The sequence below is a fragment of the Timonella senegalensis JC301 genome (genome assembly GCF_000312125.1).
GTDB classification, from domain to species: domain Bacteria; phylum Actinomycetota; class Actinomycetes; order Actinomycetales; family Cellulomonadaceae; genus Timonella; species Timonella senegalensis.
On sequence record NZ_HE978642.1, the window covers coordinates 558,299 to 580,405 of the forward strand.

The window sequence follows — 22,107 nt, forward strand, 5'->3', positions numbered from 1 at the left end:
AGGGCCACGCTCGAGTTCTCGATGCGCTCGTGACAACGAGGTGAGCCCCTCAAAAGTTGGCTATTTCTTCATTTTCGGCCGCCGCGTCCCATTGGGGCGCGGCGGCTGTGTTCTGCCCTTGGTCAGCCGTCTCGCCTGTTGAGAGGATTCTGACACGTTGTTCGCCACAGGAGAACTAGTGCGACGCTGGGGCGAGGTTGATCGTCGAGAAGCGTTAAAAAATCAGATATAAACCCAGTTTGAGCCACTTCATGGGATGCCAAACAGCGGGTAAATTAGTGGCAACGCCGTGGCTCTATCTGACGAAAACGGCAAAAAATTGTTTACTCAGGGACCATTGTCCCCACGGGCCTGGCAAAAACGGTATAGAGTTTTACTTGTCAGACCAACCGCCCGACTGCACGTGCGACAGGGCGAATCACCGGTGAGCGCGTGAGCGTACGTCGAAAACAATCTGACAATCTCAGCGTACGTCGGCGTACGTACATCGTTCCAGACACTAACCTAGTGTGCGTCGGTGAACCCGGCGCGCTCAGAGACGAGGGCATTGTGACCATCCGCGTCGGAATCAACGGCTTCGGCCGCATCGGCCGTAACTTCTTCCGCGCCATCCTTGAGTCGGGTGCAGACATCGAGATCGTTGGCGTCAACGACCTCACCGACAACAAGACTCTTGCGCACCTGCTCAAGTACGACTCCGTTCTCGGCGTCCTGAAGCACGACGTCACCTTCGACGACGAGTCGATCTCCGTTGACGGCAAGAAGATCCGCGCTCTCGCTGAGCGCGAGCCAGCAAACCTCCCATGGGGCGAGCTCGGCGCTGACATCGTGATCGAGTCCACCGGATTCTTCACCGATGCAGAGAAGGCAAAGGCACACATCGAAGCTGGCGCCAAGAAGGTCATCATCTCCGCACCTGCAAAGAACGAAGACGCAACCTTCGTCATGGGTGTGAACGACGACCTGTACGACCCAGCAGCGCACCACATCATCTCGAACGCTTCCTGCACCACCAACTGCCTTGCTCCAATGGCAAAGGTCCTGGACGAGAAGTTCGGCATCGTTCGCGGTCTCATGACCACGATCCACGCATACACCGGAGACCAGAACCTCCAGGACGGTCCACACCGCGACCTCCGCCGTGCACGCGCAGCTGCCATCAACATCGTTCCAACTTCGACCGGTGCTGCTAAGGCTGTTTCGCTCGTACTGCCACAGCTCAAGGGCAAGCTCGACGGCTACGCACTCCGCGTACCAACCCCAACCGGATCTGCAACCGACCTCACCTTCACCGCTTCCCGCGAGGTAACCGTTGAAGAAGTCAACGCAGCAATCAAGGAAGCAGCTGAGGGCGCACTCGCAGGCATTCTGAAGTACACCGAAGACCCAATCGTTTCCTCGGACATCGTTACCGACCCAGCATCGTCGATCTTCGACGCTGGCCTCACCAAGGTAATCGGCGACCAGGTCAAGGTTGTTTCGTGGTACGACAACGAGTGGGGCTACTCCTGCCGCCTCGTTGACCTCACCGTACTCGTCGGTGAGAAGCTCTGATTTAGCACATCGCTTCTGCGATAACCCGGGTTGATCCCGAAGATGTACATGAGATCGCCCGCGCGAGCAGCTGGCCAACCGGCCAGCGGCTCCCGCGGGCGTTCTTATGCCCCCACCTGCCAGTTGTAGGAGAAATCAGATGAAGAAAATCGAGGACCTCGGCGATCTCCGAGGCAAGCGCGTACTCGTTCGTTCGGACTTCAACGTCCCACTCGATGGCTCCACCATCACCGACGATGGCCGCATCCGTGCCGCTCTGCCAACCCTCAAGGGCCTTGTAGATGCAGGCGCGAAGGTCATCATCACCGCTCACCTCGGTCGCCCAAAGGGCGCTCCTGAGGACAAGTACTCCCTCGCACCAGTTGCACTGCGCCTTGAGGAACTCCTCGGCGCAAAGGTAACCCTGGCCAAGGACACCATCGGTGACTCCGCCAAGGAAACCGTGGCAAACCTGGCTGACGGCGAAGTTGCTCTCCTTGAGAACATCCGCTTTGACGCTCGCGAGACCTCGAAGGTTGACGAAGAGCGCGAATCGCTCGCCGACGACCTCGCTGCACTTGCTGATTTCTACGTGTCCGACGGTTTCGGTGTTGTGCACCGCAAGCAGGCCTCGGTCTACGACATTGCAAAGAAGCTTCCATCGGCAGTTGGAACCCTCGTGCTCAAGGAGGTCGAGTCGCTCAAGATGGCAACCGACAGCCCCGCACGCCCATACGCTGTAGTGCTCGGTGGATCCAAGGTCTCCGACAAGCTCGGCGTCATTGGCAACCTCCTGGGCAAGGCAGACCGCCTGCTTATCGGTGGAGGAATGCTCTTCACCTTCCTCGCAGCAAAGGGTTACTCGGTCGGTAGCTCCCTGCTCGAAGAGGACCAGATCGACACCGTCAAGGGCTACCTTGAGACCGCTGAGAAGAACGGTGTTGAAATCGTTCTCCCAGTCGACATCATCGTTGCGCCTGAGTTCAAGGCAGACGCACCAGCAACCATCGTTGCTGCAGATTCCATCCCAGACGGCCAGATGGGTCTGGACATTGGTCCGGAGTCCCAGAAGCTGTTCGCAGAGAAGCTCAGCGACGCTAAGACCATCGTATGGAACGGTCCTGCCGGCGTATTCGAGTTCGACGCCTTCGCAGGCGGTACCCGTGCAGTTGCTCAGGGCATCGTCGACGCAACCGCTGCTGGCGCCTTCTCGGTCGTTGGCGGTGGCGACTCTGCCGCTGCAGTCCGTATCCTTGGATTTGATGAGGCTGGCTTCAGCCACATCTCGACCGGTGGTGGCGCAAGCCTCGAGTTCCTTGAAGGTAAGGAACTCCCAGGCATCGCTATCCTCGACGCCTGATTACACGTCACAACAGAAGGTAGATAACGTGGCAAACGCACGTACCCCGCTGATCGCGGGCAACTGGAAGATGAACCTCGACCACACTGAGGCTATCCACACCGTTCAGAAGTTGGCTTGGGCGCTCAAGGATGCTGGACACGACTACTCGGCAGTAGAAGCAACCGTTCTGGTTCCTTTCACTGACCTTCGTTCCGTTCAGACCCTCGTTGACGCTGACGGCCTTGGCGTCACTTACGGTGCTCAGGACGTCTCCGCACAGGTTTCCGGTGCATACACCGGTGAAATCTCGCCAGTATTCCTGTCCAAGCTCGGCGTAAAGTATGTTGCGATCGGTCACTCCGAGCGCCGCCAGTACCACGGCGAAGACGACGCACTCGTCAACGCAAAGACCAAGAACGCACTCGCACACGGGCTGCTTCCAGTTGTCTGCGTGGGAGAGCCACTCGAGATCCGCAAGGCCGGCGAGCAGGTTTCCTACACGCTGACCCAGGTAGACGGTGCCCTTGAGGGCATCTCTGCTGACGACGCGGCTAAGGTTGTCATTGCGTACGAGCCAGTATGGGCAATCGGAACCGGTGAAGTTGCAACCCCAGCAGACGCACAGGAGGTCGCCTCGGCGATCCGCGCGCGCCTGGCTGAGCTGTACTCCGCAGAGGTCGCAGACGCAGTCCGCGTTCTCTACGGTGGTTCCGTGAAGTCCTCCTCGATCGTCGAACTGATGGCTGAGGAAGACGTCGATGGCGCACTCGTCGGTGGCGCAAGCCTCGACCCAGAAGAGTTCGCAAAGATCGTGAACTACAAGGGCTGATGTCCTCAACCACATGGCCCACCGAATGGCGCTCGCCGTTCGGTGGGCCATGTGGCATTTAGTAGTCACTTTCGACTAACCTAAACCTCGGAGCCGTTTCGGTTCCTCTCACAAAGCCGCAGCACCTCGTGCAGGCGGTCGCCGACCCAAAGGAATGTCAACCGGTGGATATCCTCAAAATCGTTCTCGAGGTACTTCTCGTTCTCACGAGCGTCTTCTTGATCCTGCTCATCCTCATGCACAAGGGTAAGGGCGGCGGACTTTCCGACATGTTCGGTGGCGGTGTTTCCACCTCCATTGGTAACGCCGGAAACGCGCAATCAAACCTGAACAAGATCACCGTGACGTTTGCTTTGGTCTGGTTCGTCTCCATCGTACTTTTGGGTCTCATCCAGAAGGTCGGCTAGTCACGACACACCGTGCCCAATGGCGGGTACTTGAAAGGCGTTCGTATGGCGCGCGGCAATGCTGTGAAGGGTACGCGGCTCGGTTATGTCTCACTTGGGGAGACTGAGCACGGAGAGCCAACTCCCAAGGTTTCTGTCACCTACTGGTGTCAAAACGGACATGGGGTCGCGCGGAACTTTGCCAGCGATGCGCAGGAGGACGTCCCCTCCGAATGGGATTGCCCGCACTGTGGCTTCCCGGCAGGGCGGGACCGAGAGAATCCACCGGTGCCCTCTCGCGTCGAACCCTTCAAGACACACATCGCCTACGTCAAAGAACGGCGGAGTGAAAGCCAAGGCCAGGAGCTACTCGACGAGGCGCTTCGTAACCTGCGCGCCCGTCGGGGCCAGCAAGAATCTTAACTTCCCCGAGCGCCGCAAAGCATCGCTCCCAATAGCAAAAAGTGCCTGTTCCCAGCTCATCTGGGGACAGGCACTTTTCATATTTTGGCGTGGTAGTAGCCTAAGCAGGCTGCGCCTCACCAGCGGCCGCAGCGTCGACGAGCCAGAGGGTCCTAGAGCGGCCACGAGCGGCGCTTACAGGGGTGTTGACTGGGTCAGAGCCTGAGAGTCCCGCCGAGACCGCTGCGGCCTTCTCTGCGCCCGCTGCAACGATCCACACCTGGTCTGATGATGCGATGGTCTCAAAGGTTAGCGAAACGCGCAGCGCAGGGGGCTTGGGGGAGTTGTGAACCGGAATGGCGCCCATACCCGCGGTGAGCGCGTCTGGATGATTCGGGAACAGAGACGCGACGTGTGCATCGGGTCCCATGCCCAGCAGAATCAGGTCAAACGGCGGAACTGTTGAACCCTCCGGGGCCCACTGCGCCAACTCCTGGGTGTACTCGAGCGCTGCGTGCTCGACGGAGAGCCCGTCACGTGCAGCAGGCATTGTGTGGACGTTCTCTGAGGGCAGGTGTGTCAACGAGTCGAGCAGCGCCTTGTGCGCTTGGACTTCATTGCGATCGCCGTCACCCTCGGGGAGGAAACGTTCATCGCCCCACCACAGGTGCACACCCGTCCAGTCAACTGCCGCAACGAGTGGAGACTGTGCGACATGAGCCAGAAGCGCGATGCCCACGGTTCCGCCTGTGAGCGCGATGTGCGTGGTCGCGCTGACCGATTGACGATCAAGCAGAAGGGTCAGGAGGCGCGCGGCGGCACCTGCTGCGACTGCTTCAGCGTCCGGATGTACTACAACGAGGCGTTCGCTCATGGTTTTGTCTCCACTCGTGGCAGGCCATCGATGAGAACCTCGGAGTAGAACACGTCGGGGTAGAGCCTGCGAAGTTCTTCCGCGAGGCACTCCTCAAGGCTGCGGATGGGTAGGTTGATGTGCTGTTCAGGCATGTTGGGTTGACGGAGTGTCGCGCGCTTGCCATCGGGACGGCTGAACTCGATGTCCCCGCTTGCACGGCGCAGAAGAACGCGAGTGAGCCCCTGTGCACCGGGGATTCCGGTGATCGTCACCCGGACATCCAGTGCCTTGCCAAGCCATGCCCCCAGCAGGTCGAGCGAAGGGTGCGACGAATCGCCTTCAATCTCAACTGACTGAACAGGCTCGAACGGTGGCTGGTCCAGAGCTGTAGCTAGGAGTCCGCGCCAGACGGTGGCCCTAGTCCAGGCGAGGTCGACGTCGCCTGGGACGTGGTTGTCCCGCAGGGTGCGTAGGTTGGCTTCGGGGGAGTCCGAGTTGACCGAGTCCGTTAGGCGGGTCTGTGCCATCGCGCCGATTGGCTCGGCGGAAGGCTTAGAAGGGACGATGCTTGGCCACCATGCCACGATCGGTGCGTCGGGGAGCAGGAGCGGCATCACAAGCGTGTCGGTGTGGCGCACAACTTCCGAGGCAGCCTTGAGCACGATGACTTCACTCGCGCCGGCGTCCCCGCCTACGCGAATCTGAGCGTCTAGCGCGGTCGACTCGGAGGGCCCGCTGTCCGATACAACGATCACGCGGCAGGGGTGCTCGCTTGATGCGGCGTTTGCTGCCTGGATCGAACTCTCGATCTCCTCAGGGCGTGCAATCACAACGAGGTTGAGAACGCGGCCCAATGCAACTTGGCCGCCTTCTTCACGGATCTTGACAAGGCCCTTGGCTACTTTGCTTGCCGTGGTGTCTGGAATATCGATGATCATGTGTGAAAGTCCTTACCTTGACCTATGGTCGGCGCCAGAGGCGGCCGTCGCGCTCGAGCATCTTGTCCGCGGAAAGTGGGCCCCAGGTTCCAGCCCGGTACGTGTCCGGCTGCCCATTGCCCGCCCAGAACTCAGTGATCGGGTCGAGGATCTTCCACGACAGCTCGACCTCCTCGTGACGGGGGAAGAGGGGTGGGTCGCCCAGCAGGACGTCCAGGATGAGTCGTTCGTACGCCTCAGGAGAGGACTGGGTGAACGCGTGCCCGTATCCGAAGTCCATTGTGACGTCTCGGATTTCCATGGCGGTTCCGGGAACCTTGGCGCCTAGGCGAAGTGTCACGCCCTCGTCAGGTTGGACGCGGATCACGAGAGCGTTCTGGCCGAGCTCGGTGGTCGAGGTGTGTTCGAATGGTAGGTGCGGAGCCTTCTTAAACACGATCGCGATTTCTGTGACGCGTCGGCCGAGGCGTTTGCCTGCACGGAGGTAGAACGGGACACCGGCCCAGCGGCGGTTCTCGATGTCCACGCGGAGCGCGGCAAAGGTTTCGGTCACGGACGAGGCAGGGATGCCGTCTTCCTCAAGGAAACCGTTCACCTGCTCGCCGCCCTGCCAGCCTGCAAGGTACTGGCCACGCGCTGTGTGAGCCTCGTAGTCGTCCGGGACCTTTGCTGCGGAGAGGACCTTGATCTTCTCGGCGATGAGGTCCTGAGCGGAGAATGACGCGGGCTCCTCCATTGCGGTCAGGGCGAGGAGCTGCAAGAGGTGATTCTGGATGACATCACGGGCAGCCCCGATGCCGTCGTAATACCCCGCGCGCGAGCCAATTCCGATGTCCTCGGCCATAGTGATCTGGACGTGGTCCACGTAGTGGGAATTCCAGAGCGGCTCGTACATCTGGTTGGCAAACCGGAGCGCGAGGATGTTCTGAACGGTTTCCTTGCCAAGGTAGTGGTCGATGCGGAACACAGCCTCGGGTGGGAAGACTTCTGCGACAACGTCATTGAGAGCACGAGCGGATTCGAGGTCGTGGCCAAATGGCTTCTCAATAACGACGCGGCGCCAAGCGCCCTCCTCTGAGGTAGCGAGTCCTGAGTTAGCCAGCTGCTTACAGACGCCAGGGAATGCACTTGGAGGGACGGAAAGGTAGAAGGCGTGATTACCGCCCGTGCCGCGGTACTGATCGAGGTCCTTGACCGTCTGGCTCAGGCGTTCGAACGCCTCAGGGTCATCGAATGTGCCCTGCACAAAGCGGATACCAGCGGAAAGCTCGGTCCACACGGATTCGCGAAACTTGGTGCGAGCCCCCTCCATGACAGCCTTGCGGCAGTACTCAGCAAAGTCGGCGTCCGACCATTCGCGGCGGCCAAAGCCGGTCAGCGCAAATCCCGGAGGCAGCAGGCCACGATTCGCGAGGTCGTAGACGGCGGGGATGAGCTTCTTGCGCGCCAAGTCACCCGTGGCGCCAAAGATCACGAGCCCAGAAGGGCCGGCAATGCGGGGGAGCCGGATATCGCGGGCGTCGCGAAGCGGATTGCTCGCATTCGCTTGTGATGCTGAAGGCACGTCGATATTCACCATTCTTCAGTTGGAAGCGCCCTGACGTGGAATACACGTCTACTCAGTCGCGGGCATACCTTTTCACTCGATCATATAAGCGCTGGTCCCCAGAGACATTCGGTGGCCACATCGCGGGAGGGAGTGACACAGCGCAAATCGGATACTCTTCACAGCATATTCCTGCTGTGCGCGGGAGGTCTGGCTAGTTCGCGCGCGGAACGCGACGTGTGTAAGATCACGCGCCACCGTCTGTTGATCTCTCACAGTGAAATGGGGTGCGACCCCCTCTTGGGAGGTCGCACCCCATCAGCAACTTCGAACTAGAACAATCGTTCTAGAACTCGGAGGTCAGGCACCTGCTGCCGCGATCGATTCCTTGGCTGCTGCGACCACTGCCTCGGCGGTGAAGCCGAACTCGCGGAAGAGCGTGTTCGCGTCAGCGGAGGCACCGTAGTGTTCGATCGAGACGGAACGGCCGGCGTCGCCAACGAACTCGCGCCATCCGAGTGCGAGGCCAGCCTCGACCGATACGCGTGCCTTCACGCCTGCAGGGATGACCGATTCCTTGTACTCGTTGCTCTGGGCGTTGAACCACTCGACCGAAGGCATCGAGATGACGCGAGCGCCAATACCCTCTGCGGCGAGTGCCTCGCGAGCTGCAACTGCGAGCTGCACCTCGGAGCCAGTCGCAATGAGGAGCACGTCAGGGGTGCCCTCGGAGTCAATGAGGGTGTAACCACCCTGTGCCACGTACTTGGCCGATGCAAAGGTCGTGGCCGTTGCCGCACCTTCGCCACGCTCGAACGTTGGGATGTTCTGGCGGGTGAGGATAATGCCTGCTGGGCGGTTGGTGACCTCGAGGATCGACTTCCAGGCGTAGGAAACCTCGTTTGCGTCACCTGGGCGCACTACGTCAAGACCAGGGATCGCGCGAAGCGCCGCGAGGTGCTCGATTGGCTGGTGTGTTGGTCCATCCTCGCCGACGCCAATGGAGTCGTGCGTCCACACGAAGATCGAAGGGATCTGCATGAGAGCCGCAAGGCGTACCGATGGGCGCATGTAGTCGGAGAACACGAGGAACGTGCCGCCGTATGCGCGGGTTCCACCGTGCAGGACGATTCCGTTAAGGATTGCACCCATGGCGTGCTCGCGGATACCAAAGTGGAGGGTGCGGCCGTACTTGTTGCCCTTCCACATCGCGGTGGAGCGGTGTTCAGGGATGAACGAGGGCTCGCCCGCCATGGTGGTGTTGTTCGAACCTGCGAGGTCGGCAGAGCCACCCCACAGCTCAGGAAGTACAGGAGCCAGTGCGTTAAGAACCTTGCCGGAAGCAGCGCGGGTAGCGATCGAAGAGCCAGCCTCGAAGACGGGAAGTACTGAGTCCCAGCCCTCTGGGAGTTCGCGCTTGGTGATGCGCTCGAGCAACTCGAAGTTGGATGGGTTCGCGGTCTTCCATGCAGCAAAGGCTGCGTCCCATGCGGCGCGCTCATCGGCCTGGCGGGACGCGACGTTGCGGGTGTATGCGAGCACGTCCTCATCAATTGCAAAGGACTGCTCTGGGTCGAGGCCGAGAGCTTCCTTGAGGCCAGCTACCTCGGCCGCACCCAGTGCGGAGCCGTGGATGCCACCGGTGTTTGCCTTGGTTGGCGAAGGCCAGCCGATGATGGTGCGCAGGGCGATGATCGAAGGCTTGCCAGTTTCGGCGTTCGCTGCCTGGATTGCTGCGTAAAGTTCCTCAACGTTTTCGGTGTACTGCGAGCCACCGTTAGTCCAGTCAACACGCTGCACGTGCCAGCCGTAGGCCTCGTAGCGCTTCAAGACGTCCTCGGAGTAGGACACGTCGGTGTCGTCCTCGATCGAGATGTGGTTCTGGTCGTAGATGACTACAAGGTTGCCCAGTTCCTGGTGGCCAGCGAGCGAGGAAGCTTCGGAGGTTACGCCCTCCTGGAGGTCGCCGTCGCCAGCGATAACGTAGACGTTGTGGTCGAAGGGCGACTCGCCATCGGCGGTCTCAGGGTCGAACAGTCCACGCTCACGGCGGGCCGCCATGGCCATTCCGACTGCGGAGGAGAGCCCCGAGCCCAGTGGGCCGGTGGTGATCTCGACACCATCGGTGTGACCGAACTCTGGGTGGCCTGGAGTCTTGGATCCCCACGTGCGCAACGATGCGATGTCTTCCATTTCAAGACCGTAACCGGCAAGGAAGAGCTGGAGGTACAGGGTCAGCGAAGAGTGTCCGGCCGAGAGGACGAAGCGGTCGCGTCCTACCCAGTGCTGGTCAGCTGGGTCGTGCCTCATGACCTTCTGGAAGAGGAGGTAGGCCGCGGGGGAGAGCGAGATGGCGGTTCCTGGGTGGCCGTTTCCGACCTTTTCTACTGCATCGGCAGCGAGAGCCTTAATCGTCTTAACTGCGCGGTCGTCTAGGGCTGACCACTCGAGCGGCTTTGCTGCTGGGGTGAAAGCGTTCACCGATCCTCATTCCTTCCGGCTGCGCACCGGAATTTGCTGGTTGAACCAGTCGGAGCGTGCGCGTGCGAGGCGCATCTGACGGGTACAGAATAACAAATCAGATTTAATGGCCTCGGTTGCTTCCGGGCAGTGTGCAACGCGTCGCAAATATGACGCATGCCCGGCCCGAGGTCGTGACGGGATCATTCTACCTGTCTTCAAGCGAAAAATGTTAGCGTTCACAAACGCGCGTTCAGGCCAACATCACACTCCGCTCCAGGTGCTATAGGCCCTTTGGCCACTAGTATTGAATGCGAAAAGCGTTTTAGAGTGTTGCCCCACTTCTCGCCATGCGAGCAGAGGTGCCATAGCGGGCACTGGAGGGGTGGCCCCACCCAGCATTCGGAACGGAAACCTGAACTCGCGTGCACAACTCACAATCAGCTTCGGCAACTCCAGCCGACCTCGGCTCTGCAGTCGCGGCATCCTCGGCGCAGGTCGAAAACTCGGCGAACGAACAGGTGAGCACCTTTGCTCGTGTTCGTGAGACGGTTGGCGCGTACGTTGCGCTGACCAAGCCGCGAGTGATTGAGCTTCTGCTCGTCACCACGTTCCCGTCAATGATCCTCGCCCAGGGCGGCATGCCTGACCTGTGGCTGGTCCTGATGACCATGATCGGTGGAACCCTCGCCGCGGGTGCTTCAGGCGTCATGAACTGCTATGTGGACCGCGACATTGACAAGGTCATGAACCGCACCAAGCGCCGTCCGCTTGCTACGGGGCAGATTAGCCCTCGCAACGCGCTCATCTTCGGTTGGGTTCTGACCGTTGTCTCGCTCGCTTGGTTCCTGGTGTTCATCAACTGGCAGTCCGCAGTACTGACTGCCGGCGCTATGGCGATCTACATCGTTGGTTACACCATCATTCTCAAGCGTCGTACTGCCCAGAACATCGTCTGGGGCGGCCTCGCAGGTTGCATGCCTGTCTTCATCGGTTGGTCCGCTGTCACCGGTGACCTCAGCTGGGGAGCGGTCATGCTGTTCCTCGTCATTTTCTTCTGGACCCCGCCTCACTACTGGCCGCTGTCCATGAAGTTCAAGCGTGACTACGCAAACGCCGGCGTTCCAATGCTTCCTGTTGTGGCTGCAGACAAGCGGGTTGCAGTTGAGATGATTCTCTACACCCTCGCGATGATCGCCGCCTCGCTAGGTGTCTACGTGTTTGAGCACGAGAAGATGACAATCGTCTACCCGATCGTGGCTCTCGTACTTGGTGCCTGGTTCCTCTTCAGCTGCGTGCAGATGTACCGCAAGGCCGCAGCTGGCGAGAAGAAGATTGGCGAGATGAAGGTGTTCCACGCCTCCATCACCTATCTCACACTTCTTTTCATCGCCGTGGCCGTAGACGTATTCCTTCCCTTCTAGTTCTATCTAGCTAGGTTCACTCGATGACGAATCCTGAGATTGCGCGAGATGCCGCTGTGCATACTCGCGCTTTTCTCAACCACCTCATTGTGGAGAAGGGGCGATCCAAGAACACGATCGCCTCGTACAAGCGCGACCTCGAAAAGCTCACGCTGTTTGCGCAAGCCCGGGGTCGCGGCATCAAGGACCTTGACCGCAACGATCTAGACGCGCTAGTCATCGCGGCGCGCACGGGGGGAACTCGGCGGTACGGCCCTCTCGGAGACCTCGGCGGCGAGGCTCATCGCCACGGTTCGAGGGCTCTACAGGTTTCTGGTTGACGAGGGCAAGATCGAGGTTGATCCGACCGCTTCCCTGCGGGCCCCCAAGGCTCCACAACGCCTTCCCAAGGTGCTGTCCGTTGAGGACGTGGCAAGGCTGCTTTCGGCACCCAACCCAGAGACCGCTGCCGGGTTGCGTGACCGTGCGCTTCTTGAGTTCCTCTACTCCACCGGTGCACGCGTTTCAGAGGCAGTCGGGCTCGACATTGATGACTTGGCCACGATCGATGCGGAGGGGTTCGTTCGGCTGTTGGGTAAGGGAAACAAGGAGCGACTCGTCCCAGTAGGAACCTACGCCCGCAAGGCACTGGAGATTTACCTCGTGCGCGTGCGGCCAGAGTTCATAACCAAGGGGACCGGTACCCCGGCGGTGTTTCTGAACTCTCGCGGTCGCCGGCTCTCTCGCCAGAGTGCCTGGACAATCCTGCGCAATGCTGCCGAGCGTGCTCAGTTGACGGAGGTCGCAGAGATCTCCCCGCACATGCTGCGGCATTCGTTTGCCACTCACCTGCTCAGCGGTGGGGCGGACGTGCGCGTGGTCCAGGAACTCCTGGGGCATGCGTCTGTGACCACGACGCAGCTCTACACACACATCACGGTGGACTCCTTGCGCGAGGTCTACATGAGTAGCCACCCGCGCGCGATCTCCGGCTAACTGCGCCCGCTGGCTCAGTGCACATCCACGAATCACACCGCTTCCGCGCCGTGGTTACGCCGATTTGGCTTATGCGTGGGGTAACGTGATTTTGTGACTAGCGACGCGTTGTTTGGATTGGCCAGCGAGCCCAAACTGTTAGACCCAGTTGGCCGCGAGGTGCCAGATTTCCCCATCCCTGCCCCGCTTGCGGAACATGGCCCCGCACGCATTATTGCTATGTGCAATCAGAAGGGTGGTGTGGGTAAGACCACTACCACGATCAATCTCGCAGCATGCCTTGCAGAACTAGGCCGTCGCGTCCTCATTGTTGACTTTGACCCTCAGGGTGCCGCCTCGGTGGGCCTCGGCGTCCCTACACACGAGCTCGAAACCACCGTGTACTCGGTTCTGGTTGACCGCACAATCGACGTGCACGAGGTCATCGTGGGCACAGAGGTGGATGGTCTCGACGTACTGCCCGCCAACATTGACCTGTCGGCCGCTGAGGTTCAGCTGGTGGGAGAGGTGGCCCGCGAGTCCATTCTCGCTCGGGTACTTCGCCCCGTGATTGACGAATATGACGTCATCCTCGTGGACTGCCAGCCATCGCTCGGCTTGCTCACGGTGAACGCGCTGACGGCCGCTCACGGTGTCCTCATCCCGCTTGAATGCGAGTTCTTTGCGCTCCGCGGTGTTGCGCTGCTCGTTGAGACCATCGAGAAGGTCCGCGACCGCCTGAACCCACGCCTCGAGGTGGACGGCATCATCGCGACCATGTTTGATTCCCGGACCCTGCACGCCCGCGAGGTCATCTCCCGCGTGTACGAGGCCTTCGGCGACACCCTCATGCACACGGTCATCGGCCGAACCATCAAGTTCCCGGACGCTTCCGTGGCCGCTGAACCGATCATCACCTACGCGCCAAACCACCGCGGTGCGGCCTCATACCGCCAGCTTGCACGCGAGCTCATCTCGCGTGGGGACGCTGCCTGATCGATGTCGGTGACGGCGCAGTCTTCCCGGCTCGCCTCGGCGGCCTCGCCACCGGACGTTACCTCCGGTGGCATGATGCCCGACCCTGAAACGCCCGTCCGCGACGGCTTCCATGTTCACCTGGACAACTTCGAAGGCCCGTTCGATCTGCTACTTTCCCTCATTGCCAAGCACAAGCTCGACATCACCGAGGTGGCGCTGGGCGAAGTCACGAACGAGTTCATCTCGTACATCCGCAATGCCGTGGAAGACGAGGCATCGGGCGACTCCTACGTGGCGGGCGACCCGCGCAAGAACCTTGGCGTTGCCAGCGAGTTCCTCGTCATCGCGGCGACCCTCCTGGATTTGAAGGCCGCGCGCCTGCTTCCAACCCACGAGACCGACGACGAAGACGCCATCGAGCTGCTCGAAGCCCGCGACCTCCTGTTTGCCAAGCTGCTGCAGTACCGCGCGTACAAGCATCTCGCAGCGGCATTTGAGGAGCGCCTGACTTTCCAGTCCGCACTGATTCCGCGGAGCGTTGCGCTAGAGCCCCAGCTCGCAGCGGCGCTGCCGCCGCTCGTGTGGAAACTGGACCCCGAGAAGTTGCACGCACTCGCCGCACGGGCCTTCGGCCCGGTGGTCGTCCCGGAGCCGCCCCGCGTCGCGGTCACGCACCTGCATGCCCCTCGTGTCTCGATCGCGCAGGAGGCACCCAAGGTAGTCGCCGCGCTGAAGCGCGCCGGCACGCTCACGTTCACCAAATTGATTTCCGACGATTCTGATCCGCTAGTCGCAATCGTCCGGTTTCTCGTGTTGCTCGAACTGTTTCGAGATTCCGTGATCTCGTTTACGCAGGAAACCACCCTGGGAGAACTCACGCTCACGTGGGAAGGGCCATCCGGCTATACCGCGCGCCTCACTGACGAGTACCTCGGCGCAGCACACCAACCCACCGCACCCACACCGGAACGAGAGGTCGTATGACGGGCGCCCACAATCGTCGTGAATCAGTTGAAGCGGAGCTCCGTCAGGAGCTCGAAGCGATCCTCATGGTCACCGACGAACCGGTTGAGGCAACGCTACTTGGTGAGGTGCTGGGCGTTGAGCCCGCGCGGATCGAGCAGGAACTGCGGGATCTCGCGGCCGAGTACGAGGGCAAAGGGGAGGGGCCGCGCAGGGGTTTCCGGCTGAGGGAGTCCGGTGCTGGGTGGCGCGTGTACAGCGCACCGGAGCACTTTGATGTGGTCTCACAGTTTGTGACGGCGGGGCGCACCTCGCGGCTTTCGCAGGCGGCGCTCGAAACCCTTGCGGTGATCGCGTACCGCCAGCCCGTTTCCCGGAGCGAGATCGCGGCGATCCGCGGCGTCAACGTGGATGGGGTCGTGCGAACGCTCCTAGCACGCGATTTGATCACAGAAGTGGCAGTAGTTGGCGAATCTGGCCCCATAAGATTCGAAACTACGCGATACTTTATGGAGAAGATGGGAATTGGGTCGCTCTCGGAGCTGCCCTCCCTGGCTCCCGCACTGCCACCAATCGATGACGCGGACGAGATCGACGAGATCGCCCGGTCCGCGACGATGCGTGCAGTGCCCACGAACACACACGATTGACCTGTCGGCCTGAGCCGGCACATTAAGGAGAAACCCATGGGGCACACCAGAGGCGGACGCAAGAAGCCAATGGCCCAACCCAAGAAGCCAGTCCACGACGTTCACGTCGAGGGGGGCGTGCGCCTGCAGAAGGTGCTCGCTGACGCTGGAATCGGATCGCGCCGTGAGTGCGAGAACCTGATCGCGGACGGCCGCGTCGAAGTGGACGGACAGCTCGTGTACGAGCTGGGTGTCCGCGTTGACCCCGCAACCGCAAGCATTGCAGTTGACGGACTGAGCATCCAGACTGACACGTCCAAGGTCACCCTCGTGGTTAACAAGCCACGCAAGATGGTCTCCACTATGAGCGACCCGCAGGGCCGCCCAACCATCGCGGAACTCGTTGCCGGACGCTCCGAGCGACTCTTCCACGTGGGCCGACTCGACTACGAGTCCGAGGGCATCATCATCCTCACCAACGATGGCGAGCTCGCCAACCGCCTAGCGCACCCTCGATTTGAAATCGAGAAGACCTACATGGTCACTGTGCGCGGCAAGGTAGCCAACGGCGTGGGCTCGCAGCTGCTCAAGGGAATCGAGCTTGAGGACGGACACGCTGAACTCGACCGCTTCCGGATCATCGACCACACCGCGTCGGAAACCCTCATTGAGGTGTCCCTGCACAGCGGCCGCAACCGCATCGTGCGACGCATGTTCGACGAGGTCGGATACCCTGTTGAGCGCCTCGTGCGTACCCAGATCGGACCTATCAAGATCGGTGACCTCAAGCAGGGCAAGTACCGTATTCTTGGCAAGGTCGAACTCGGCACCCTCATGAAGGCCGTCGACCTCTAAACACTGGCTGCGCCCGCAGTATCACCAGTTCCACCCGCTCCGCCCGCACTGTTGTTAGTGGCGCGCGCCCACGCGCCACGGAAGGAAAGCTCATGACCATCAAGCCCATCACCATTGCGATCGATGGACCTTCCGGCTCAGGGAAGTCCAGCGTTTCCAAGGAGGTCGCACGCCGACTTGAACTGGGCTACCTGGACACCGGTGCAATGTACCGCGCGGCAACCTGGTGGTGCCTGCGTGAGGGTGTGGAGCTCACCGACGCCGACTCCGTGACCGCTGTGGTGGACACGATGCCACTGTCAATGAGCACCAACCCTGACGACCAGACGATCCGCCTAGACGACGTCAACATCACGGAGATCATCCGCGAGACCAACATTTCGTCCAAGGTCTCCGCCGTGGCCACGAACCTTGAGGTGCGCGACATCCTGCGCCGCATGCAGCGCGCACGCATCGAGGCCGAGCGCACCGGTGGGTTCTCACGTGGGAACGGAATCGTGGCTGAGGGCCGTGACATCACCACCGTGGTGGCACCTGATGCTGACGTGCGCATTCTCCTAGTGGCCAGCGAGGAAGCTCGCTTGGCACGCCGCGCAAAAGACGTGCACGGTGTAGCCGACGCACAGGCAGTCGAGGCCACCAAGGACGAAGTGCTGCGCCGCGACGCAGACGACTCGACAGTGTCCTCCTTCCAGGTCGCAGCTGACGGTGTGGTCACGATCGACTCTTCCGACCTTGACTTCGAACAGACAGTGGCGGCTGTGCTTCAGGTCGTGGAAAACGTCACCGGAAACTAGTTTTCCACCCGACTTAGGCGAGTTGATCGTACGTAGCGAGGGCGCGATGGCCAGTTCGGAACACGTCACTGCACACAGGGTGCCACGTCCGTGGGGAACCTACTGGGCAAAACCAGTGGGCTGGATTCTCAGTAGGACGCTCTGGCGCGTTGAGGTGCATGGTGCCCACAACGTGCCTCGGTTCGGGCGCACGATTATGGCTGCTAACCACGCAGGTCTTGTTGACGGCCCGCTCGTTTTCGGATGCGTGCCTAGGCGCGCACACTTTTTGGTCAAGGGCGCGTTCTTCAAGGGGGCCCTAGGTATTCTCATGAGGGCGGCGGGCCAGATTCCCGTGCGCCGCGGCGAGGGCCGGACAACCTTGGAGATGGCTCGTGCGATACTCGAGCGCAACGATGCCGTGGGAATTTTCCCGGAAGGCACACGAGGTCGAGGCGATGCTGCAAGGCTTCATCACGGCGTGGGCTGGCTGGCCGTGCACACCGACACCCCGGTCATCCCCATTGCCGTCTTGGGAACGCGCGGCACAGGAAAGTCCGTCTCCGCACTTCCGCGTGTTAGAGGACGCATCGTCTTGGTCTGCGGCGAACCGGTCGCCCCGGTGCGCGGGGTTGACGACGCGGAGTCCGTGCGGCTCACCACAACCGCAGTTGGGACGGCACTCCAAACACTGATTGCGCAATCAGAGGTCACCTACGGGGTGCGCCTACCAGAAGACGACCCAAGAGCTGGAGCCAAGTAGGCGTTGGGCTGACGGGACTTGTCGCTGTAGCCGAGGCGAGCCAGAGAGTTCGTTGGCCATCCTTAGGCAGGAGCAGCGGCGTCCGAGGACAGGTTCCTGATACTGAAACGGCCACAAAAGGGTACTCAGTAACGTGCTTTCCGCCACTTAGTGCCCTAATTCTCAGGTGAATCGGCCCTCTTGCTGGAACAATAGAGGTATGACCAACGAGAACACCCCCGAACACGACGACTCTCTTGATGTTGAGCGCGAAGTTGCGCTGCGCGCAGGCCTCAAGGAGTACGACCTTGACGCTGAGGATTACACGATCCTCGCCGAGGAGTTCGAGGACGGCGAACACGCTGAGCCCGCGCATGCGCTGCCAGTGCTCGCAATCATCGGCCGCCCGAACGTGGGTAAGTCCACCCTAGTCAACCGTATTCTTGGTCGCCGTGAGGCCGTGGTGGAAGACAAGCCGGGCGTCACCCGTGACCGCGTTACTTACCCCGCTGAATGGGCAGGCCGCGACTTCAACCTCGTGGACACCGGCGGTTGGGAAGCAGACGTTTTGGGAATTGACGCTCGCGTCGCCGACCAAGCCGAGATCGCAATCTCGCTCGCTGACGCCATTATCTTTGTTGTGGACGCAACGGTTGGTCCGACGGCAACGGACGAGCAGGTTGTACGCCTGCTCCGCCGCGCCAAGAAGCCAGTCGTGCTCTGCGCCAATAAGGTTGACTCTGCTCGCCTCGAGATCGAGGCTGCAGAACTCTGGAGCCTCGGCCTAGGTGAGCCCCATCCAGTATCGGCGCTCCACGGTCGCGGAACTGGTGACCTGCTGGACGCTGCGATGGCAGTCTTGCCGCGGGAGTCTGAGCACGGCGTCGCACGCCCGCAAGGTCCTCGCCGCGTAGCTCTCGTTGGACGGCCAAACGTGGGTAAGTCCTCGCTCCTGAACAAAGTTGCCCGCGAGAACCGCGTGGTCATTGACGACTTTGCTGGCACCACCCGTGACCCAGTTGACGAGCTCATCGAGCTCAAGGGCAAGCCCTGGGTGTTTGTGGACACCGCAGGCATCCGACGCCGCGTCCACCAGACTCGTGGCGCTGACTTCTACGCTTCCCTGCGCACGCAGGCCGCTATTGAAAAGGCCGAGGTTGCAGTTGTCCTTCTCGACGCCTCGCAGCCACTGACTGAGCAGGACCAGCGTGTGGTCTCCCAGACGATCGACTCAGGCCGCGCCGTGGTTCTTGCCTTCAATAAGTGGGACCTGGTTGACGAGGACCGTCGACCGATGCTTGAGCGTGAGATCGAGAAGGATCTCGTGCAGATGCAATGGGCTCCACGCGTCAACGTCTCGGCGGCAACTGGATGGCACATAGACAAGCTCGTGCCGGCCCTTGAGACCGCACTCGACTCGTGGGACTCTCGAATCCCCACGGGACGACTCAACTCGTTCCTGGGAGAGCTCGTTGCGGCCAACCCACACCCACTGCGCGGCGGTAAGCAGCCTCGTATCCTGTTCGCCACCCAGGCCTCGACACGCCCACCCCGCTTTGTAATCTTTGCCACAGGCTTCATTGAGGCTGGTTACCGCCGGTTTATCGAGCGTCGCCTGCGCGAAGAGTTTGGATTTGAGGGCTCCCCGATCGAGATTTCGGTGCGTATCCGTGAGAAGCGGAAACACTGATCGGCTAGGGTAGCCGTATGTCTGAAAAGGGTTTAATCCACGCAAAGACGAAGATGGCGCGTGCCGGAGTGCACGAGATCGCTATCGACGTGTTCGCCCGCTTCTACGATCTGCTTGAGCGGGACGTGGACGCGATCATCCACGAGGCTGACGTGTCCCCACTCGTCGACGTCATGGAGCTGGGTGACGTGTTCGCCGAGCACGCGGGGGAGGACCTCGACCCCACCGCGCTTTCCAAGACTGCGATTATCAAGCTCAATGGTGGCCTTGGCACGTCCATGGGCATGCAGCAGGCCAAGTCGCTCCTGCCTGTCCGTGACGGCCTCACGTTCCTGGACATCATCGCGCGCCAGGTCCTCGAGGCGCGTGAGCGCTACGGGGTCACGCTTCCTCTGGTGTTCATAAACAGCTTTAGGACCGAGGCCGACACCATGGCGGCGCTCGAGAGGTACCCCGAACTCAAGGTCGAAGGCATCGAGCTCTCGATGCTGCAGAACCAAGAGCCTAAGATCGTTGCGGACACGCTCGAGCCCCTCGAGTTTCCTGCGGATCCCGAGCTAGAGTGGTGCCCTCCTGGCCACGGTGACCTGTACACCGTTCTCCAGACCTCGGGCATGCTGGACGCGCTTGAGGCCGCGGGCATCGAGATCCTCAACATCTCAAACGCCGACAACCTTGGCGCCTACCCTTCCGCGTCGATCGCATCCTGGTTCGAGGCTTCCGACGCTCCGTTCGTTGCAGAGGTCGTCCGTCGTACGCCCGCCGATCGCAAGGGCGGGCACATCGTGGTCCGCGACGGCCAGCTGACGTTGCGCGAGACCGCCCAGATTAACGCCGAGGACGAGGCTCAGGCCTCGGACATCTCCAAGCACAAGTTCTTCAACGCCAACAACCTCTGGATCAAGGTGTCCGCGCTGCGCGAAGTCTTGGCCGAGCATAACGGTGTCATGCCTCTTCCTCTCATTCGCAATGAGAAGACAGCGGATCCTTCGGATCCGACCACCGAGAAGGTGGTTCAGTTGGAGAGCGCGATGGGCGCCGCGATCGAGTTGTTCCCAGGCGCTGCCGCACTGCGGATTGACCGCTCCCGCTTCCTGCCCGTCAAGACCACGAACGACCTCCTGCTGGTCCGCTCGGACGTGTACGACCTCACGGACCGCTTCCGCTTGGAGGCGCTGGCCGAGGAGCCGCTGATCACTCTTGACCCAGCGCATTTCGGGCTTATCGACGATTTTGAGGGCCGTTTCCCTGCCGGTGCGCCCTCGTTGGTCCATGCGAAATCCCTCACCGTCACCGGGCCGTGGACGTTTGGTGCGGACATTTCTGTGCGCGGGGATGCGGCTCTCGACGGCCAGGATGGCCAGGAACGCACCGTTGCTGACGGCACGGTGGTAGGGGAATAGGTACGCCACAGGGCGTCGCTGTTTTTTCAATCTGCTACCTCTTGAGGTAGTATTGAGGAGTTGCGTTCACGCATGTGAAGCGCAACATCGGGCTATGGCGCAGCTTGGTAGCGCGTCCGTCTGGGGGGCGGAAGGCCGTGGGTTCAAATCCCGCTAGCCCGACAATAATGCAGAAGGCGACACCGTAACGGTGTCGCCTTCTGTGCTTTCTGTGGGGTGAAGGCGCCAACACGCCGAGGAGGCAGTGCGGGTGATGGAACGCGAACGTTACACTCGCAGAGTGCGGTTGGCGCACGCGGGGGAGGGCTTTCACATGGTTGTTTCAAATGCGGTCGAGTTGGGGGCGATCGTGCGCGCCAAGCGCGTGGAGTACGGGCTCTCACAGAGTGATCTGGCGGAGCTGGTGGGGACAACCCGACAGTGGCTCTCACGGTTCGAGCAGGGTAACAACGACGTGTCCCTAGCCATCGTTTTTGAGATCCTCTCAGCACTAGACATCGAACTCACTGCGCGCACCGACGCTCCAGCGCCTGGCGCCTTGGTGAGCGAGGGAAACGAAATCACTGTCGCCGCGGAACACTCGACACCCGATGATGCGCATTCAGTCGAGGTGCAGAACATGTCAGTTTTGCTCGATCCGGCCCCTGTCGAATCGCAAGCCGTAAAACCCGAGCCGGTCCCCATTGGGACAACTCCTCTATCGGTTGAGCCCGCACCCAGCCTGCCTACTGGGGAGCCCAAGGCTGCGGCAAAGAAGAAGGCCGGCTCCGGCAGGGACCGCCGTAACATGCTGCGCTCCCGCGACGCCCTGGCCGGGCTCAGGCTCCCGCGCTCAGCGGCTGAGCACGATGAGGCCAGCGTCCAAGGGCGGGGATCTGGCCACAAGCCCGCATCGGGCGCCACCACAGACTTAGCAGCCACCGCAAACGTCGAGTCCGACACTCCAGCAACCCCCACAACCACAGACCCAGCGGCCACCCCACGTCCACGCAAACTACCCAAGTCCAGCCCCGCGAGCGCCGGGTACTCGATCGAGCGGGATATTGCACGCATCTCCTCGTCCACGCTGTTCAAGCGAGGCAAGAAACGCAACTGAGCCACAATCGTCGTAAATAAGTACCCGCCGAGATGGGCGCGAGGACTGCGAGATTGCCAGTCCGCACGGGGATCTCGCAGTCCTGGCGCCCAACTCGCGGAGTGGACGGTCCAATCTCGGCCCAGAATCGCGAACAGGTCGGGTTCGGTTGAGGGGCAGGACTAAAGAAGCGGCACAAAAAAGCCGGTGCGCACGAAGTGTGCGCACCGGCGGCGGGAGCTAATCCTGCGAGGTTAGCGGCGTGCCAACTGAGGGTCGGCTAGAGGCCTATCTGAAGAAGAACATGGGGTGGACTTCCTGGTAGG

At 61.1% G+C, this 22,107-nt stretch carries 21 protein-coding genes and 1 tRNA gene; 18 read left to right on the forward strand and 4 right to left on the reverse strand.

Annotated elements, in window-relative coordinates; genetic code table 11:
- The first annotated feature begins 549 nt into the window (after positions 1-549).
- The 5 genes from gap (at position 550) to HGSM_RS14095 (ending at position 4,513) form a co-directional block, all read left to right on the forward strand.
- A complete protein-coding gene (gene gap / locus HGSM_RS07035; RefSeq protein WP_019148037.1) occupies positions 550-1,554 on the forward strand; it encodes a type I glyceraldehyde-3-phosphate dehydrogenase in 1,005 nt (334 codons plus the stop codon).
- A 139-nt stretch (positions 1,555-1,693) separates the two neighbouring features.
- A complete protein-coding gene (locus tag HGSM_RS07040) occupies positions 1,694-2,893 on the forward strand; it encodes a phosphoglycerate kinase (RefSeq protein WP_019148038.1) in 1,200 nt (399 codons plus the stop codon).
- Between the two features lie 28 nt (positions 2,894-2,921).
- A complete protein-coding gene (gene tpiA / locus HGSM_RS07045) occupies positions 2,922-3,704 on the forward strand; it encodes a triose-phosphate isomerase (protein WP_019148039.1) in 783 nt (260 codons plus the stop codon).
- Between the two features lie 164 nt (positions 3,705-3,868).
- Positions 3,869-4,111 (forward strand): preprotein translocase subunit SecG, encoded by a 243-nt coding sequence (secG, locus tag HGSM_RS07050; protein WP_019148040.1) that lies wholly within the window; start codon positions 3,869-3,871, stop codon positions 4,109-4,111.
- A 45-nt stretch (positions 4,112-4,156) separates the two neighbouring features.
- A complete protein-coding gene (locus HGSM_RS14095; RefSeq protein WP_081581365.1) occupies positions 4,157-4,513 on the forward strand; it encodes an RNA polymerase-binding protein RbpA in 357 nt (118 codons plus the stop codon).
- A 100-nt stretch (positions 4,514-4,613) separates the two neighbouring features.
- On the opposite strand, the gene pgl is transcribed toward HGSM_RS14095, so the two are convergent.
- The 4 genes from pgl to tkt all read right to left on the reverse strand — a co-directional run bounded on the left by pgl (position 4,614) and on the right by tkt (position 10,313).
- The gene (pgl, locus tag HGSM_RS07055) at positions 4,614-5,366 is read right to left on the reverse strand and encodes a 6-phosphogluconolactonase (RefSeq protein WP_019148042.1); all 753 of its coding nucleotides are present in this window, start codon (positions 5,364-5,366) and stop codon (positions 4,614-4,616) included.
- Positions 5,363-6,286, reverse strand: a complete 924-nt coding sequence (locus HGSM_RS07060) for a glucose-6-phosphate dehydrogenase assembly protein OpcA (RefSeq protein WP_019148043.1) — start codon at positions 6,284-6,286, stop codon at positions 5,363-5,365. Before HGSM_RS07060 ends, pgl begins: the two co-directional genes overlap by 4 nt.
- 22 nt (positions 6,287-6,308) lie before the next feature.
- The gene (zwf, locus tag HGSM_RS07065) at positions 6,309-7,850 is read right to left on the reverse strand and encodes a glucose-6-phosphate dehydrogenase (RefSeq protein WP_040594850.1); all 1,542 of its coding nucleotides are present in this window, start codon (positions 7,848-7,850) and stop codon (positions 6,309-6,311) included.
- A gap of 342 nt (positions 7,851-8,192) precedes the next feature.
- The gene (tkt, locus tag HGSM_RS07070) at positions 8,193-10,313 is read right to left on the reverse strand and encodes a transketolase (protein WP_019148045.1); all 2,121 of its coding nucleotides are present in this window, start codon (positions 10,311-10,313) and stop codon (positions 8,193-8,195) included.
- A 404-nt stretch (positions 10,314-10,717) separates the two neighbouring features.
- On the opposite strand from tkt, the gene HGSM_RS07075 reads away from it, so the two are divergent.
- The 13 genes from HGSM_RS07075 (at position 10,718) to HGSM_RS13705 (ending at position 21,802) form a co-directional block, all read left to right on the forward strand.
- Entirely contained in the window at positions 10,718-11,716 is a 999-nt protein-coding gene (locus HGSM_RS07075; protein ID WP_019148046.1) for a heme o synthase, read from the forward strand.
- A gap of 23 nt (positions 11,717-11,739) precedes the next feature.
- Positions 11,740-12,036 carry a site-specific integrase gene (locus tag HGSM_RS14380; RefSeq protein ID WP_154646270.1) on the forward strand — a complete coding sequence of 99 codons (297 nt, stop codon included), beginning with the start codon at positions 11,740-11,742 and terminating at the stop codon, positions 12,034-12,036.
- A complete protein-coding gene (locus HGSM_RS07080; protein ID WP_154646271.1) occupies positions 11,999-12,691 on the forward strand; it encodes a site-specific tyrosine recombinase XerD in 693 nt (230 codons plus the stop codon). The genes HGSM_RS14380 and HGSM_RS07080 overlap by 38 nt, the downstream gene beginning before the upstream one ends.
- A gap of 93 nt (positions 12,692-12,784) precedes the next feature.
- Entirely contained in the window at positions 12,785-13,666 is an 882-nt protein-coding gene (locus HGSM_RS07085) for a ParA family protein (RefSeq protein ID WP_019148048.1), read from the forward strand.
- Positions 13,667-13,675: 9 nt separating this feature from the next.
- Positions 13,676-14,632 (forward strand): segregation and condensation protein A, encoded by a 957-nt coding sequence (locus tag HGSM_RS07090; protein WP_230197509.1) that lies wholly within the window; start codon positions 13,676-13,678, stop codon positions 14,630-14,632.
- Positions 14,629-15,261 (forward strand): SMC-Scp complex subunit ScpB, encoded by a 633-nt coding sequence (gene scpB / locus HGSM_RS07095; RefSeq protein ID WP_019148050.1) that lies wholly within the window; start codon positions 14,629-14,631, stop codon positions 15,259-15,261. Before HGSM_RS07090 ends, scpB begins: the two co-directional genes overlap by 4 nt.
- A 36-nt stretch (positions 15,262-15,297) precedes the next feature.
- The gene (locus HGSM_RS07100) at positions 15,298-16,095 is read left to right on the forward strand and encodes a pseudouridine synthase (protein ID WP_019148051.1); all 798 of its coding nucleotides are present in this window, start codon (positions 15,298-15,300) and stop codon (positions 16,093-16,095) included.
- Positions 16,096-16,187: 92 nt separating this feature from the next.
- The gene (gene cmk / locus HGSM_RS07105) at positions 16,188-16,892 is read left to right on the forward strand and encodes a (d)CMP kinase (protein ID WP_019148052.1); all 705 of its coding nucleotides are present in this window, start codon (positions 16,188-16,190) and stop codon (positions 16,890-16,892) included.
- A 22-nt stretch (positions 16,893-16,914) separates the two neighbouring features.
- A complete protein-coding gene (locus HGSM_RS07110; RefSeq protein ID WP_154646272.1) occupies positions 16,915-17,634 on the forward strand; it encodes a lysophospholipid acyltransferase family protein in 720 nt (239 codons plus the stop codon).
- Between the two features lie 199 nt (positions 17,635-17,833).
- Positions 17,834-19,303: a ribosome biogenesis GTPase Der gene (gene der, locus HGSM_RS07115; RefSeq protein WP_019148054.1), complete on the forward strand. Its 1,470-nt coding sequence runs from the start codon at positions 17,834-17,836 to the stop codon at positions 19,301-19,303.
- 17 nt (positions 19,304-19,320) lie between these two features.
- The gene (locus tag HGSM_RS07120; protein ID WP_019148055.1) at positions 19,321-20,706 is read left to right on the forward strand and encodes a UTP--glucose-1-phosphate uridylyltransferase; all 1,386 of its coding nucleotides are present in this window, start codon (positions 19,321-19,323) and stop codon (positions 20,704-20,706) included.
- A gap of 88 nt (positions 20,707-20,794) precedes the next feature.
- Positions 20,795-20,868, forward strand: a tRNA-Pro gene (locus HGSM_RS07125).
- Positions 20,869-21,019: 151 nt separating this feature from the next.
- Positions 21,020-21,802, forward strand: a complete 783-nt coding sequence (locus HGSM_RS13705) for a helix-turn-helix domain-containing protein (protein ID WP_195891357.1) — start codon at positions 21,020-21,022, stop codon at positions 21,800-21,802.
- The last annotated feature ends 305 nt before the right edge of the window (positions 21,803-22,107 follow it).